Here is a 15,734-nt window from a genome sequence, read left to right as displayed (position 1 = left end):
TTATCTGCGACTTCTACGCATTACTTCAATATTTTTCAGAGACTCACCTGTACCAACTGCAACACAATCTAATGGGTCTTGTGCTATAAATACTGGAACTTTAGTAGCTTCTGAAATAACATCTGGTAAATTCTTTAGTAAAGCACCACCACCAGTTAGCACAATACCATGATCAATTACATCTGCTGCAATTTCAGGAGAGGTTTGTTCTAGAGTTTCTTTAATAGCAACAATAATATCTTGAACGACATCTTGAATTGCTTTTGAAACATCAACTGCTTTAACATCAACTGATTTTGGCAATCCGGTAACTAAATCACGTCCACGAATATTGACAGATTCAATTCCTTCTGCCTTTTCAACTGAAGCGGAGCCAATTTGGATTTTTATGTCTTCAGCGGTTCTTTCACCGATCAAAAGATTAAAATTTGAATGTACATAATTTACAATTGCAGTATTAAACTTATCACCAGCTTGACGAATTGATGTAGATGAAACAATTCCACCAAGAGAAATCGTTGCTACATCAGTAGTCCCACCACCAATATCCACGACCATTGAACCAGTAGGATCCATTACTGGCAATCCAGCTCCAATGGCGGCTGCAAACGGTTCTTCTATTACAAAGGCTTCACGCGCACCAGCTACACGAGCAGCATCAATAACTGCCCGTTTTTCAACTTCAGTTACTCCCGAAGGTACACAAATCATAGCTGAAGGTTTGGAGTTGCCTACAGTCTTTTCTATAAAATACTTAAGCATAGAGGCAGTTGTATCATAATCAGCAATTACACCATCTTTCATTGGCCTGATAGCCACTATGCTTTCCGGTGTCCTTCCGATCATTTCTCTTGCTTCTGACCCTACCGCTATTACTTTTCCAGTATGGGTATTTTTAGCCACAACAGAAGGCTCCCTTAAGACAATTCCTTTGCCTTCCATATAAACAAGAGTATTGGCCGTCCCTAAATCGATGCCAATATTTTTTGCTCCTAATCCAAACACGTAAATCTCTCCTTAATTATTGCAGTCTCTAAATCTTGAATAATTATAGCATAAAGTGCAACTTAAAAAAGAAAATGAAATGTAACTTTAAGATGAATTTAAAATAATTGTCGTTCACGCAAACTCACATATTGTCCCTTCCCCACAATAAAATGATCAAGAAAGTCAATATGAAATAATTCAGAAGCAGCAAAAAGCATTTTAGTTAGCTCTATATCGCTTTTTGATGGAATTAAATTGCCACTTGGATGATTATGAACCACAAAAAAGCCGGCACAGGCATAAATTACTGCCCAACGGAAAATTTCCCGTGGGTGAGCAATTGACTTATCTAAAGTTCCTTGAAATAATCTTTTTTCAGCAACAATATGATTACTGTTATCAATATAAACTGCCCAAAGCTCTTCTTGTTTACGGCCAGCCAACTTATCCAATAAATAGGTACCTACTTCATCACTGGATGTCATAATAAGTTCACGATCTGGAACCGCCGACCTCAGTCTTTCAAGCAGTCCCTCACAAAGAACAGCTAAATTTTTATCGCATTGACTGCCAGAAATATATTTAAGCAAATCATCTAAATTCATGATTTTTAGCTCTGTCAGTTTTATAAAAAGTTCATCGAACTTCTCTATTCCATGTTCTTTTAACTCAGCAAAAAGGCTGTTTAACATTTCCCAGTCAGTTTTCAATAAATAGTGATTAGATTTTATCAATTCCATAAAACCATTCCTTTCACTATTAAATACGTCGAAAATTAACAAACCTTTTTCAGAAATTCATTAAAATCTTTACAGACAAATGCAGCATTTTGATAGTCGTTTTTACTTGCCGGAATTAAATCAGGCACCATTACACATTTTAAACCTGCGTTAACAGCCGCTAATAACCCTGGAGAAGAATCCTCAAAAACTAAAATGTTATTTTGAGGAACACGTAGCTTTTTAGTCGCCAAAAGATAAATATCCGGAGCAGGCTTTGGCTGAACATTATTTTTTCTAACATCATCATAATTTAAATGAAACTGAAAATAATTGCGGCTACCTGTTGCCCACAAATTATGCTCTACCACATCTTCTGTGTTACTGGTAACCACTGCCATCGGCAAACCAGCTTTTTGAAAAAGATCAAGAGCTTTTTGTACTCCAGGACGCAATTTTAGTTTACCTTCCTCGGTCCACTGCCACACTAACTCATCCGTACGCTTAATAAATTGGTCCCGCTGCTTCTTATTTTTAAAGTATTTCCGATAAAAATCGTCCATATCAGTGGTTGTTGAGCCAACTAATTTAAGATAGATATCATCCGGAGTGCCTAGATTTGCTTCTTTAGCAGCCTGTATGTTAGCTTCCCAATACAAATTTTCAGAATTGACCAGCAATCCGTCCATATCGAATAATATTCCCTTAATTTCATCATCAAGACCTTGAACCCGCATTTTTTGTCTCCATTTGTAAAATATTTCCGACTAAATAAAACGATCCCGTCACTAGCAGTATATCATTTGTTTGACTCTTCTGCTTTAAACTCCTAAAAGATGTTTTCCAGTCAGCTTGGTATTGGTATTTTTCTTGAATCCAAGTCGGGAAATCTTTTTTCTTGGCTGCACGAGGATAATCAATTGTTGTAATGTATACTTCATCTTCTGGTTTAAACAATTTAAATACTTGCTCAATATCCTTATCTTTCATCATCATAATCAAAACTCTAACTTTGCCCTGTTTTTTCTTCTGTTCAAAATGAGCAAAATTAAGCAGGTTTTGCATGGCTTGAATATTATGTGCGCCATCAAGAATAACTAATGGGTTATTTTGCACTATTTGATAACGACCAGGAATTTTGGTTTGATTTATTGCCTCTTTAATTTCAGCTGCAGAAAGTTTCACTCCCAAAAGGCTAACAGCAGAAATAGCGATACCTACATCATAACCTTCTACTAAAGGTCTGGGTAAAAAGGAAATTTTCTTATTTTGATCTTGATAAGTTAAATTTTCTTGCAAGGAAATTTTAAAATCTTTTCCTAATAGTTTTATTGTCGCATGTTCTTTTTGTGCTTTTTGCTGAATTATGGGCAACACCTCTTTAGAAATATTACCCAAAACTACAGGACGATTCCTTTTAATTATTCCACTTTTTTCACGCGCAATATCCTGAAGTGTGGGTCCGATAATTTGTTCATGATCTAAACCAATCGTGGTAATTATGCTGACTTCAGGTGTAATCACGTTTGTCTTGTCATGTTCACCGCCTATACCGACTTCTATGACAGCATAATCACATTTTTTTCTTGCAAAATAGAAAAGGGCCATTACCACTTCATACTCAAAAGTTACTAAAGAAAAATTGTTGTTTGTTTTACGAATTTTTGTCAAAGCTGATTCTATGGCATTAGCTGTCTTTACTAAATCTGCGTCACTAATATTTTGCCCATTTAATTGAATACGTTCGTTAAATTCGAACACATATGGCGAAACAAAAAGGCCAGTCTTCTGACCAGCCTTTTGCAGCAAGCTGCTCAAATAGTATGAAGTAGATCCTTTACCATTAGTGCCCGTGACGTGAATTGTTTTAACTTTATCTTGCGGATTATCCAAAAAGGTCAGCACTTTTTTTATGTAAGATAGATCTGCCTTTTCATGTAATTTAGGAAGTGAATATAAATAATTAATCACATCTTGAGCTTTAGTAAAAGTCACATTATTCACTCTTCTTTAATTCTTGAATTCTTTCCTGAACGCTTTGCAGTTGATTTTCATAATCAGCTTTTTTAGCTTTTTCCTTATTAATTACTGCTTCTGGTGCGTGAGCTACAAAGCCTTGATTATTCAGTTTTTTGGTTGAGCGTTCAACTTCAGCTTGGAGATCTTTCTCCTCTTTTGTCATGCGCTTGATTTCGTCATCAATATTAACTAAATCGGCTAGTGGAACAAAAATTTGAGCTCCTGCAATCACAGCAGTTTTAGCTAATTTTGGAGCAGTTATATTGGCAGCAATAGTCAGGTTCTTCGGGTGCAAGAAATTCTTGACGTAATCTTCGTTTTCAGTCAAAATCCGTTCATTATTGCTGTCTTCTAATTGAATCATAATATCAATCGGTGAAGAAAGTGGTGCATTAACTTCCATTCGAATATTACGTACAGCTTTAATAATTTCGATCAAGAAAGCCATATCGCGCCGCGCTCTGTCATTAACAAATTCATCGTGAGGTTTAGGGTACTTCGCAACCATGATTGATTTGCCTTCATGAGGCATTGACAGCCACAGCTTTTCAGTCACAAATGGCATAATTGGATGAAGCAAACGTAAAATTTGATCAAGAATCCAAATTAAATTCTCTTGTTTTCTAGTCTTCAGTTCTTCATCTGAACCATTGAGAGCAACTTTGGCCATTTCGATATACCAGTCGCAGAAATCATTCCAGATAAAGTTATAAAGTTCGCGCCCAGCTTCGCCAAATTGATAATCATCAAATAAACGAATTACTTCGCTTACAGTGTGATTTAAGCGGTCAAAAATCCAGCTGTCTGACAGATCAAACTTGCTGGTATCAGGGATATGGGCTGCTTGTGCATCTTCTGGTAAATTCATAATCACAAATCTGGCAGCATTCCAAATCTTATTAATGAAGTTCCATGCAGATGCCAATTGCTTAGGATTATAACGTGTATCCTGTCCAGGAGCTGTGCCATTGAGCAAGAACCAGCGTAAAGCATCTGCACCATATTGATCAATAACGTCCATTGGATCAACACCGTTACCCAGAGATTTACTCATCTTGCGACCTTGTTCATCACGAATCAAGCCGTGAAGAACAACATCATTAAATGGTCTCTTGTGGGTAAAATGCAGACTCTGGAAAATCATCCGTGAAACCCAGAAAAAGATAATATCATAACCGGTAACTAAAGCATTGGTTGGGAAATAGCGTTTAAAATCAGCAGAATCTTCATCAGGCCAGCCTAATGTTGAAAATGGCCATAAAGCACTTGAAAACCAGGTGTCTAGAACATCTGGGTCCTGTTTCCAGTTTTCAATGTCTTTTGGTGCTTCTTCGCCAACATACATTTCGCCAGTCTTCTTGTTATACCAAGCTGGAATTCTGTGTCCCCACCATAATTGACGTGAAATTACCCAGTCATGAACATCTTCCATCCAATGATTTAAAGTTTGTTCAAACCTCTTTGGTACAAAATTGACTTTGCCCGAAGTTTTTTGATTCTCTAAAACTTTATCCGCCAGAGGTTTCATCTTAACAAACCATTGAGTTGACAGACGTGGTTCAACTTGAACACCAGAACGTTCCGAGTGTCCAACTGAGTGTACAATTGGCTTAACTTTAATTAAGTAGCCTTGCTCCTTTAAATCTTTAACCAATGCTTCACGGCATTCAAAACGGTCCATACCTTCATACTTACCGGCATTTTCGTTCATAGTACCGTCGTCATTCATTACATTAATCCGTTTTAAGTTATGACGATTGCCTACCAAGAAGTCATTAGGATCATGAGCCGGAGTAATTTTTACCAAACCAGTACCAAATTCTGGATCAACGTGTTGATCCTCAATAATTGGAATATGACGTCCTACTATTGGCAAAATCAGTTCCTTGCCCACTATATCCTTGTAGCGTTCATCTCCGGGAGCTACAGCAACAGCAGTATCACCGAACATTGTCTCAGGACGAGTAGTAGCAATCTCAACAAAACCGGAACCATCAGCAAACGGATACTTAATATGGTAAAAAGCACCTTTATCGTCTTGGTGAATAACTTCAATGTCACTTAAAGCTGTTTGCAGCTCCGGATCCCAATTAATAATATATTCACCACGGTAAATTAGACCCTCATTATACAGTTGCACAAAAACGCGACGCACTGCCTTGGATAAGCCTTTATCCAAAGTGAATCTCTCTCTGGAATAGTCGAGAGACAGACCTAATTTTGCCCACTGACTCTTGATAATAGCAGCGTATTCATCTTTCCAGTCCCAAACTTGCTTAACAAAAGCTTCACGACCCATTTCATGTCGGTCTTTGCCTTGTTTGCGTAATTTGGCTTCAACTTTAGCTTGAGTTGCAATTCCTGCATGATCCATCCCTGGAAGATACAAGGTATCATAACCCTGCATCCTTTTAAGTCGAATTAATGTATCTTGAATTGCAGTATCCCAGGCATGCCCCAAGTGAAGTTTGCCAGTTACATTTGGTGGCGGAATAACAATAGAATATGGGTCTGCTTTTTTATCCCCGGATGGCTTGAACAAGTCTTGATCAAGCCACTTTTGGTATCTGCCTTGTTCGACCTCTTTTGGATCGTATTTTGGTGCTAAATCTGTCATAATTCTCCTCCCAATAAAAAAGTCCTAGACAAAATGTCTAGGACGATATAATTAACCGCGGTACCACCTAAGGTTAAACAGAATAAATTCTGCTTCTCTTAAAAATGATAACGGCACATTTGCCGGATTAGCTTACTCTCAGTTCAGCCAACCAGTCCAATCGAGCTACCAATTAACCTTCATTCGGCTTTTCACCATCAACGAGCCTTTCTCTATCTATAAGGTTAATACCTCTCAATTACTGCTTTGGGCGTATTATAACATACTTTTTAAAGTAGTGAAGCATCTTCTTCTGCTTTATCTGCTAAAAACTTATCATTTGGGTAAATTGAAGTCACTTGTATGCCCGCCAGAGCACGTTCAATTAAGCCATCTACATCCAGGCGATTTTCAAATTCACGTGCTTTTTCAATTTTAGGTTTTGTTTTTGGACGAGGAGGCGCAAAAATGGTGCAGCAATCTTCGAAGGGTTGAATAGATAAATCAAATGTTCCAATTTCTTCTGCTAATTTAATGATTTCGGTTTTATCCATTGTAGCAACTGGTCTGATGACCGGTGTAGTGGTTACATCGTTAATTGCTGCCATTGACTCTAAAGTTTGTGAAGCTACTTGCCCAACAGACTCACCATTAAAAATAGCCAATCCTCTTCTTTTAGCTCTAATTTTATCAGCTAGCTGTAACATGAATCTTCTTTGCACAGTCATCAAATAGCCCTCGGGAATTTTTTCCTTAATGGTTTCCTGAATTTCTGCAAACGGTACTGCAATAAAATTGATTTTACCAGCATAATTAGCCAAAATGCCGGTTAATTCTTTGGCTTTATTCAAAGCTTTTTCGGTGGTATATGGTGGGCTGTAAAAATGCACCATGTCAATATCAACACCACGTTTTAAGGCCAGATAGGAAGCCACTGGCGAATCAATGCCTCCTGATAGCATCATGACGGCTCGACCACCGGTACCAACAGGCATTCCCCCAGCTCCATGAAGCAGCTGGTTAGAAATGTAAACTGCATCTTTACGCACTTCAATTCTGAGTACAATGTCAGGATGTTTCATTTCTACTTTTAGATCATCCATGTGTGAAAAAAGGTAGTCACCAACCATTTTATTCAATTCATTAGTATCATATAAAAACTGATGGTCACTTCGCTTAGTGTTAACCTTGAAAGTCATTCCTTTTTTAAAAGTTTCCTTCATTAAAGCAAGTGCAGTTTTTTCAATTTCCGCCAGCGTTTTTTCTACTTTAATAGTTGGTGAATAAGTTTGTATGCCAAAAACCTTTTTTAAGCGTTGATCGACTTCTTCAAAAGGAGCATCGTTTAAAACAATATGCATCCGATCATGACGGGGATGAATTTCAACCTGTGGAAATTCACGCAGCACTTTAGTAACGTTACCGTCTAAGCGACCGATAAAATCTTTCCGGTTCTTTCCTTTTGTTGAAAGCTCACCGTAACGCACCATTATTTCAGTATATTTCATAAAAAATCTATTCTCCTAAATGATTAATTGGGGCAAAATGACGGTAAATTTTGTCAAAAACTCTTATAAACTCATCGGCTTCATCAAGCGTATTGGATTCATCAAAACTGAGACGAATTGCACTGGTGGCAATTTTATCATCAACATGCATTGCTACTAATGTGCTGGCTTGATCAACTTTTGTCGAGGAGCATGCGGAAGTAGTGGAAGTATAAATGTCATATTCTTCAAGTGTATGGACTAAAGTTTCTCCCCTGATGCCTTCAAGTGCAAAACATAAAATATGAGGCGCAAAATTGTCATTGACAGGAGAAAATATAGTAATGCCAGGCTTGCCCTGCAAATAATTTACTATTTTTTCCTTAATAGCAGCCTCTCTTGCAGCTTTTTCCTGCTCATTTTCTAAAAGCAAGCGTACAGCCTTAGCCATTCCTGCTATCGCTGGCAAATTTTCTGTGCCAGATCTGAGACCTTTTTCCTGTCCGCCACCATCATGCAAAGGATCCAGCATCTTGCCTTCTTTTTTATAAAGAACACCAGTACCTCTTGGTGCGTGAAATTTATGGGCGGAAAGGCTTGAGAAATCAACACGCGGAGTAAAAACTCGTGACCAAATATTTTTACCCAGTGACTGAACATTATCAACGTGAAAGCTTACAGTCGGATAGTTAGACAATAAATCACTGATCTCATCAATTGGCTGAATTGAACCAATCTCATTATTGACACCCATTATTGAAACTAATGTGGTGTCAGAATCAAGAGCATTGCGCAAATCATTGACATTGACACGCCCTTGTTTATCAACTGGCAAGTGAGTTACGCGAAAGCCGATGTATTCCAGCGCATTAAAAGCATTAGCGACAGAAGCATGTTCAACATTCGATGTAATGAGATGCTTGCCAAATTGCCGTTTTTGTAATGCTGTGCCCTTTATAGCCCAATTGTTTGATTCTGTACCACCGGAAGTAAAGAAAATTTCATCCTGCTTTGTACCCAAAAGATTAGCAATCTGTTTACGCGAGCTTTCTAAAAGTTGGTAAGCACGGTCTCCCAGTTTATGTAAACTAGATGGATTACCCCAAATAGTTTGTGCTACTTTATCATAAGTCGCTAAAACAGCAGGATCAATTTTGGTCGTGGCGCTATTATCAAAGTAAATCACGGAATTTCTCCTCCAACACACTACAAGGTCAGCTATTAACTTATAAATTGTAACTTAAAATAATCTAAGCTTCAATTATTTATTCATTAGCAATAAAAAAGCCTTAAAATCCTTTACAAATTTTAAAGCTGAGATTTTTGTTTGACAAAAGTTTATAAAATTTAGTCATTATTTTTCTTATCCGAATAATATAAATTTTCTAAACGCTGGTACGAACCCGGTTCCACTTTTTCAATAGCAGTTGCAATGGTATCAAGAGCATCCTTATAATTATAATCTTGCTCATAAAGATCCATTGCTTTTTTCTGAGCACTTTGTATTGAACCATTGTCAGAATATTTGTTTGAATACTGCAAAGTCAGTTGGACTAAATCCGCAGAATTAATAATGTCATCAGCTTCTCTTTTTAGTCTTTCAACATCATCAGTGATTTGGATTAATTCCTGTGATATTTTTTCCATATTTAAACGAACTTGACTCAATTCTTTTGCTACATGACCGATTTCATTAACAACTAATGTATACATTTGAACAAAAGAATCCGGATTACCTGGCAAATTTTTACGTTCTAACCGCCGATAAACTAAAGACACTTCTTGTTTAAAACGATTGATTGAATCATTAGCGACATTCTCCGAATCATAAAGGCCATCGACGTCTTGCGACATTGTCTTTTGCTGATTGCTAATTTCACGTAAACGGTCAAGCATGTTTAACCACGATGACTTGATTTGTGAATAAACTCCTTTGCCGTCAGCAACATTTTGCGTGTCAACTGTATATTGCCGTTCCATGTCATTGACTTCCTGCTCTAGTTGCCTGCTGGTAGCAAGCTCATTATGCGTAAGCTCGTAACTCTCATCAATATGACGCAATTTGGCCACCAAGTTTTTAGACTCAACCTGCTCATGAGCAAGAAGTCTCTGGATTTTGTCCTGATTTTCTTCTACAAAAGGTCTTGCCTTATATTCATTAGCCAAAGTATCGTATAGAGCAGCAATCTCCTTTTTGATTTTTGCAATACTTGTGTTTAAATCAGATATTTTTAATTCTGTCAGTAATCTGGCTGCATCAGCCACTTGACCGCGAATTTTTTTAATTTCGGCTAAAACGTCAACTTGAGTAATGTAGTATTTTGAAGACATCATTTTCTTATAACTATCAGAAAGCTCATCCAGTTGGTCTTTGAAAACTGTATCAATTTGGTGACATGCATTTTTAACTTCTGGAAGAACGGAACTGATATTTGTCAAAGCCACTTTAATCTTTGATAAAATGCGCTTTGCTTCAACCTGGTCTCCTTGAGCAGTCAGACTCTTAGCTTCTGAAAAGTCAGTTTCCATATTAGTCAAATCAGTTTCAATTTTATCAAGTGCAGTGCCATATTCGTATGAATTTGCCAAAACACCCTTACGCAGTTCTTTAAATTGATTGAATAAGTCATTATACTGCTTTTGGTTTTCACGGTTTGATTCAAGTAATTCGGTAAAAACTTCCTTTGTGTTTTTAGCGTCTTTATATGTTGAACCCATGATTTCCTGAGCCTGTTTAATATTTTTGTGGGCCTTGAATATTTGATAATGAGCGTTTTGGTCAGCAGCTTGTTCAAGAAAGCTCTGCGCAGCAGGAATTTTTTTAGTCGATGCCTGCTCATAGCTTTTGCGCCAAGTAGTCAGTGTAGTCAGACTCTCACCTGCTAAATCCATTTTATCCAGATTAATAATGTCTGTTTCTAAATGCATTTTGGCAATTTTAGTGATCAAATCGTCCACTTCAAGAATCTGCCTTAATTGGCGTCGATTGACTATGATCATGAGTGCTATAATTATAATAATGATTAAAATTGCAATGATTACAACTATGGATTGAGTCGATGACATATTTTTCCTCCAAAACTACCCCAATTATACCAAACTTCTACATTATTGTGGGCAAGAGTTTTTAAACTAGCACATTTCATTATGCTATAAAAATTGATATGCAGTATTGATAAATACTACATTATTTTTAAACAAAATATTGATTTTTATATGTCTTTATAAACCAAATTTTCTTTTTCTTCCTATAATACTTAAAGCAGTCAATGTTTTCCTTGCTTTAATAAGTCAATACAACTATAATATAGAACGTGTAAAATATTTGCAGCTATAAGTGGCAAGAACGTCAACATCTTAATACGTTTTAGTGAACGAGTAACCGACGCTGCAATAGGCGAAAATGAAAATTAAGATGCACGAATGTTAAACTTATACGTAATTATTTTACTCCAAAAACTGTTATCAGATTTTATTGGAGGATTTTATGTCAAGATATACAGGTCCAAGTTGGAAACGTTCCAGAAGATTAGGAATCTCACTTTCAGGTACTGGTAAAGAGCTTAGCCGTCGTAACTATGCTCCTGGTCAACACGGTCCTAATTCACGTGGTCGTTTATCAGAATACGGCGAGCAATTGCACGAAAAGCAAAAGTTGCGTTGGATGTATGGTTTAAACGAGCGTCAATTTAGAACTTTGTTCAAACGTGCTGGTAAGATTCGTGAAGGTGAACACGGTACTAACTTCATGGCTTTACTTGAATGCCGTTTAGACAGCATCGTTTACCGTTTAGGTTTTGCTACTACAAGAGAGCAAGCAAGACAATTGGTTAACCACGGTCACATTACTGTTGACGGCAAGCGTGTTGATATTCCTTCATACGAAGTCAAGGTTGGTGAAACCATTGGCCTCAAGGAAAAGTCTAAGAACTTGCAACAAGTTAAGGATGCACTGGAAGCAGTTGTATCCCGTCCATCCTTTGTTTCATTTGATGATAACAAAGTAGAAGGTTCACTTGTTCGTCTTCCAGAACGTGATGAAATGGAACCAGAAATTAACGAAGCTCTAGTTGTTGAATATTACAATAAGTTACTTTAATTTCTACATTTTCACAAAACCCCTTTCCTACTTGGAGAGGGGTTTTTGCTACCCGAAAGGAAATCTCACCAATGACTGAAGATTTAAATACCAGAGTTTCAAATGCTGCACAAGGCATCACGCCACAGACAAAACCGGATGAACGCAGAAGATTTTTAGGGTCTCTTCGTGAACGAGTTTTGGTTAGAATGACTAATTCTGAAGTGCAGGATCCCAAATTAACCAGACTTTTTTTACAACACTTCAAAGATTATGTCGGTTACAATATACTGATAAATGGTAATTTGCATGATAATTTTGTTGATCAGGTAGAAACTTATTGTAGCAAATACGAAACTTCTTTTACCATTGTTAATAATGAGACAGCTAAAACTGGTCCTGATGATTCAGCAATATTAGTGGTAGCTTCCAGTGCCATTAACAAAATGCGCATTGAAATAAGTCAAGTTTATCCACCAGAAATGCCTAAAGCTCAGCTTGCTGATACAAGTCAAAAAAAAGCTGGCTTTTGGCATAGGCTTTTCCATGGAGATAATTAAATGAAGCCATTAGCTTATAGAATGAGACCGCAAAATTTGAATCAAGTTGTTGGTCAACAACATTTAATTGGTCCCGGAAAAATTATTCGGAGAATGGTCGAAGCCAAAATGTTATCTTCGATGATTCTTTATGGCCCCCCTGGAATCGGCAAAACCAGTATTGCCAGTGCTATTGCAGGCTCCACTAAATATGCCTTTCGCCAGCTTAACGCTGCTACTGATAGCAAAAAGCAGTTAGAACAAGTAGCAGCTGAAGGAAAATTAAGTGGAACTGTCATACTGTTACTAGACGAAATTCATCGGTTAGATAAAACGAAACAGGATTTTCTCCTGCCACTTTTAGAATCAGGGCAAATTATTTTAATTGGGGCGACAACTGAAAACCCCTATATTGCTATCTCACCCGCTATTCGTTCTCGCTGTCAGATTTTTGAACTAAAACCACTGGCAAAAGAAGACGTAAATAAGGCAATTGACCGTGCGCTTATAGATGATAAAAATGGTTTAGGAAAATACCATGTAAAATTAACTAATGATGCCAGAGAATTATTGGTGCAAAAAGGCAACGGTGATTTACGCGCCACATTAAATGGACTGGAACTGGCAGTGCGATCAACCAAGCAGGAAATGATTGCAGCTGGTCAAAATGATGAAGATGAAATAACTATTAATCAAGATGAAATGGCTAATTCTATTCAGTTACGCAGTCAAAACTTTGACGCCAAAGGTGACGGTCATTACGACTTGGTATCTGCTTTTCAAAAGTCAATTCGTGGTTCTGATACGGATGCATCTTTGCATTATTTGGCCAGATTAATTGAATCAGGAGATTTAGTCGCAATTTGTCGACGATTAAGTGTGATTGCTTATGAAGATATCGGTTTGGCAAATCCAGCTGCTGTGCAGCACACACAAATTGCCATTCAAGCAGCAAAGAATCTGGGATTTCCAGAAGCGCGCATCCCGTTAGCTAATGCAGTAATAGAATTGGCATTATCGCCAAAGAGCAATAGCGCTATTAGTGCCATTGATTCAGCCTTGCAAGATGTAAAAAATAAAGATTATGGCGGAATACCGGCGGACTTAAAAGATACTCATTACTCTGGTGCCACAAAATTAGGGCATGGCAAAGGTTATATTTACCCTCACTCTTTTGCAAGCGATTGGGTGCCTCAACAGTATCTACCAGATAAACTGGTTGGGAAAAAATATTTTCAACCTAAAGGTAATTCTAAAATTGAAAAGGGATTAAAAAAACAATACGAAACTTTGCATGAAATGCAGCAAGATGGTTTAAAATAATAAAATTTTTCTATAAAAAATGCCACAATTGTTATCTCAAACAATTGTGGCATTCTTTTTTAGTTAGGAAAATTTACTATCCTTTAACATTTGCTTTCTTAACAAATTTGCTTGTTGTCATAGTGTAGTACTTCTTACCTTTAATCTTTACTGGATTACCGTAAGTCTTAATTGATTTACGTTTCTTCAGTACTTTCTTACCTAGACGATTACCATATTTACTGTATACATAGGCATTATGCTTCAATTTCAGTTTCTTGGCATCGATATTTCCTGCAGCTATATACAAGCCATTTTCAAGTGCATAATATAACTTCTTGTTGATAACTTTTTGCGATACTACGTCTATATTTGAACCAGCATTTATTACCAAGCCGTTTGCACGAACACCATTTTGATCATAAAGATAAGCATTATGCATTACCTTCTTATTAATAATGATATGAGATTGGTCTCCTGCCTCAACAGCAGCAGTTTGGTTAACTGTTACTTTTTCGATTGTTACATCTTGACTTGCAATATTTGCTGCTTTTACATAACGATTCTTGGCAATGATAAAGTACTTCTTACCGCGAATCTTAACGCTACTGCCGTAAGTGGTAATAACTTCGCCTGACTTTAGTTTGCCTGCTTTCTTTACCCGTTGACCATATTGGTTGTAAACATAAGCATTGTGCTTCAGTTTTTGAGCTGTACTCTTAACATTGCCAATTGCAACATAGTACTTCTTATTATTAGCACCCTTGTCAACTAGTACATAATATTGGTCACCGTTAATTGTTTCAATGCCGTAAGTATCAAGAACTGAACCGGTTCCTAATGTAATGCCGTTTGCACGTTGACCTTTACTATTGTAAAGATAAGCATTATGCATCAAAACTACTTTTTCAGATTTTGTTTGTTCTGGCTCTTTATTATCAGGCTTGTTATTTGGTACTGGCGCTGGCGTTACTGGCGTTAACTGACCGCCTCCTCCGTTTATAACATTCTCAGTAGTATTATTTATTTTGCTTTCTGTCGCATCACGATATATCTGGGCTATCCCATCATCACGTTTTTGCGTTATCAGCTCACTAACTGCTGCACTCTCTTTTATGCGGTTAGAAAAATCATCATAATCTTTCTGGATTTGTTGCTTTATCTGTCCCTTTACTGCATCACTGTAGTCGGAGTTGCCATCAACACGCTTATTTGCAGCTGCCTTGGCATCTGTTAAAGCTCCCTGAGCAATCTCTTTTTCACCATTAAGTTCAGTCGCTAAGTCTTTTGGCTTTTCATTAAGCTTTGCCTGTGCATCTTTAAAGGCTGCAATTATAGAACTAGTATCTGTATCTTTACCAAATTTGTCTTGTACGGCCTTAATTGCAGATTCTCGAGCCTGAGCAAGTCTTTCTCTTAGAACTTCTGGATCTTGTTCGATTACATTATTGCCTTCTGGACTGTCAGCGATCGACTCATTAACAATCTTGTTAACTGCAGTTTCACGGGCTTTATCCACACCTGCTGTATCTTGAGCTTGATCAATAGTCCCTTTAGCATCAACAGCCTCATGAACATCTTCTTCAATCTGATTCCTTAAAGCATTCTTTTCTGCTTCAGTATAGTCATTTCCGTTCTTATGCTTTAAGCCGTTAACTCTATTCTTTGCATTGGCTCCAGTGTCCTTAACTTCGCCTTTAGCCAATTCCCTTTCGGCTGCTAGTTCGTTTGCTTTAACTTCTTCTACTGTTGTACCAGTGATGTTTTTATGTGTATCAAATGCATTGTCAACTTCTGTTGTCACAGCATCTTTGCCAAATTCATTCTTGAGTCTTGCTACTGCTTCATCATGCTTTTTACTGAATTCAGTCTTAGCATCACTTATTAATTGTTCTAAGCTTTCACTGTCAGCACTATTCTTGATTTCTTTGATGTCACTAATAGCTTTATCCTTAATGCTGTTGACTGAATCTACACTTGTCGCTGCTTCAATATCTTTATCTGCTT

General features: G+C 37.3%; 12 protein-coding genes. 3 read left to right on the top strand and 9 right to left on the bottom strand.

Annotated features, from left to right (window positions below; translation table 11 throughout):
* The 8 genes from H3T43_RS00060 to ezrA all read right to left on the bottom strand — a co-directional run bounded on the left by H3T43_RS00060 (position 1) and on the right by ezrA (position 10,874).
* On the bottom strand, positions 1-1,005 hold the full coding sequence (locus tag H3T43_RS00060; protein ID WP_034979431.1) for a rod shape-determining protein: 1,005 nt from the start codon (positions 1,003-1,005) through the stop codon (positions 1-3).
* A gap of 98 nt (positions 1,006-1,103) precedes the next feature.
* The gene (locus H3T43_RS00055; protein WP_034979433.1) at positions 1,104-1,727 is read right to left on the bottom strand and encodes a RadC family protein; all 624 of its coding nucleotides are present in this window, start codon (positions 1,725-1,727) and stop codon (positions 1,104-1,106) included.
* Between the two features lie 35 nt (positions 1,728-1,762).
* On the bottom strand, positions 1,763-2,443 hold the full coding sequence (locus H3T43_RS00050; protein WP_198211733.1) for an HAD family phosphatase: 681 nt from the start codon (positions 2,441-2,443) through the stop codon (positions 1,763-1,765).
* Complete coding sequence (locus tag H3T43_RS00045; RefSeq protein ID WP_198211732.1) at positions 2,424-3,701, bottom strand: folylpolyglutamate synthase/dihydrofolate synthase family protein; 1,278 nt, start codon at positions 3,699-3,701, stop codon at positions 2,424-2,426. The genes H3T43_RS00050 and H3T43_RS00045 overlap by 20 nt, the downstream gene beginning before the upstream one ends.
* 1 nt (position 3,702) lies before the next feature.
* Positions 3,703-6,342 (bottom strand): valine--tRNA ligase, encoded by a 2,640-nt coding sequence (locus H3T43_RS00040; protein ID WP_198211731.1) that lies wholly within the window; start codon positions 6,340-6,342, stop codon positions 3,703-3,705.
* 269 nt (positions 6,343-6,611) lie between these two features.
* A complete protein-coding gene (gene thiI, locus H3T43_RS00035) occupies positions 6,612-7,829 on the bottom strand; it encodes a tRNA uracil 4-sulfurtransferase ThiI (protein WP_198211730.1) in 1,218 nt (405 codons plus the stop codon).
* A 7-nt stretch (positions 7,830-7,836) separates the two neighbouring features.
* On the bottom strand, positions 7,837-8,994 hold the full coding sequence (locus H3T43_RS00030) for a cysteine desulfurase family protein (protein ID WP_198211729.1): 1,158 nt from the start codon (positions 8,992-8,994) through the stop codon (positions 7,837-7,839).
* Between the two features lie 161 nt (positions 8,995-9,155).
* Entirely contained in the window at positions 9,156-10,874 is a 1,719-nt protein-coding gene (gene ezrA, locus H3T43_RS00025) for a septation ring formation regulator EzrA (RefSeq protein ID WP_198211728.1), read from the bottom strand.
* A 421-nt stretch (positions 10,875-11,295) separates the two neighbouring features.
* Between ezrA and rpsD the strand changes: the two genes are divergently transcribed.
* The 3 genes from rpsD (at position 11,296) to H3T43_RS00010 (ending at position 13,748) form a co-directional block, all read left to right on the top strand.
* The gene (rpsD, locus tag H3T43_RS00020) at positions 11,296-11,907 is read left to right on the top strand and encodes a 30S ribosomal protein S4 (RefSeq protein WP_034979449.1); all 612 of its coding nucleotides are present in this window, start codon (positions 11,296-11,298) and stop codon (positions 11,905-11,907) included.
* Positions 11,908-11,978: 71 nt separating this feature from the next.
* Positions 11,979-12,446: a YueI family protein gene (locus H3T43_RS00015; protein WP_198211727.1), complete on the top strand. Its 468-nt coding sequence runs from the start codon at positions 11,979-11,981 to the stop codon at positions 12,444-12,446.
* On the top strand, positions 12,447-13,748 hold the full coding sequence (locus H3T43_RS00010; RefSeq protein ID WP_198211726.1) for a replication-associated recombination protein A: 1,302 nt from the start codon (positions 12,447-12,449) through the stop codon (positions 13,746-13,748). It begins immediately after the preceding gene.
* 76 nt (positions 13,749-13,824) lie between these two features.
* On the opposite strand, the gene H3T43_RS00005 is transcribed toward H3T43_RS00010, so the two are convergent.
* Positions 13,825-15,734, bottom strand: a 1,910-nt coding sequence (locus tag H3T43_RS00005) for an SLAP domain-containing protein (protein WP_198211725.1), incomplete at its 5' end; no start/stop codon positions are given.

The sequence above is a fragment of the Lactobacillus sp. M0396 genome (assembly GCF_016101625.1).
Classification (GTDB): domain Bacteria; phylum Bacillota; class Bacilli; order Lactobacillales; family Lactobacillaceae; genus Lactobacillus; species Lactobacillus huangpiensis.
This window is presented reverse-complemented; position numbering and strand designations above follow the sequence as displayed.

Coding starts and splice junctions, on each gene's coding strand:
- H3T43_RS00055 (WP_034979433.1), bottom strand. CDS start 1,727: ATGGAATTGATAAAATCTAATCACTATTTATTGAAAACTGACTGGGAA.
- H3T43_RS00050 (WP_198211733.1), bottom strand. CDS start 2,443: ATGCGGGTTCAAGGTCTTGATGATGAAATTAAGGGAATATTATTCGAT.
- H3T43_RS00040 (WP_198211731.1), bottom strand. CDS start 6,342: ATGACAGATTTAGCACCAAAATACGATCCAAAAGAGGTCGAACAAGGC.
- thiI (WP_198211730.1), bottom strand. CDS start 7,829: ATGAAATATACTGAAATAATGGTGCGTTACGGTGAGCTTTCAACAAAA.
- ezrA (WP_198211728.1), bottom strand. CDS start 10,874: ATGTCATCGACTCAATCCATAGTTGTAATCATTGCAATTTTAATCATT.
- rpsD (WP_034979449.1), top strand. CDS start 11,296: ATGTCAAGATATACAGGTCCAAGTTGGAAACGTTCCAGAAGATTAGGA.
- H3T43_RS00015 (WP_198211727.1), top strand. CDS start 11,979: ATGACTGAAGATTTAAATACCAGAGTTTCAAATGCTGCACAAGGCATC.
- H3T43_RS00010 (WP_198211726.1), top strand. CDS start 12,447: ATGAAGCCATTAGCTTATAGAATGAGACCGCAAAATTTGAATCAAGTT.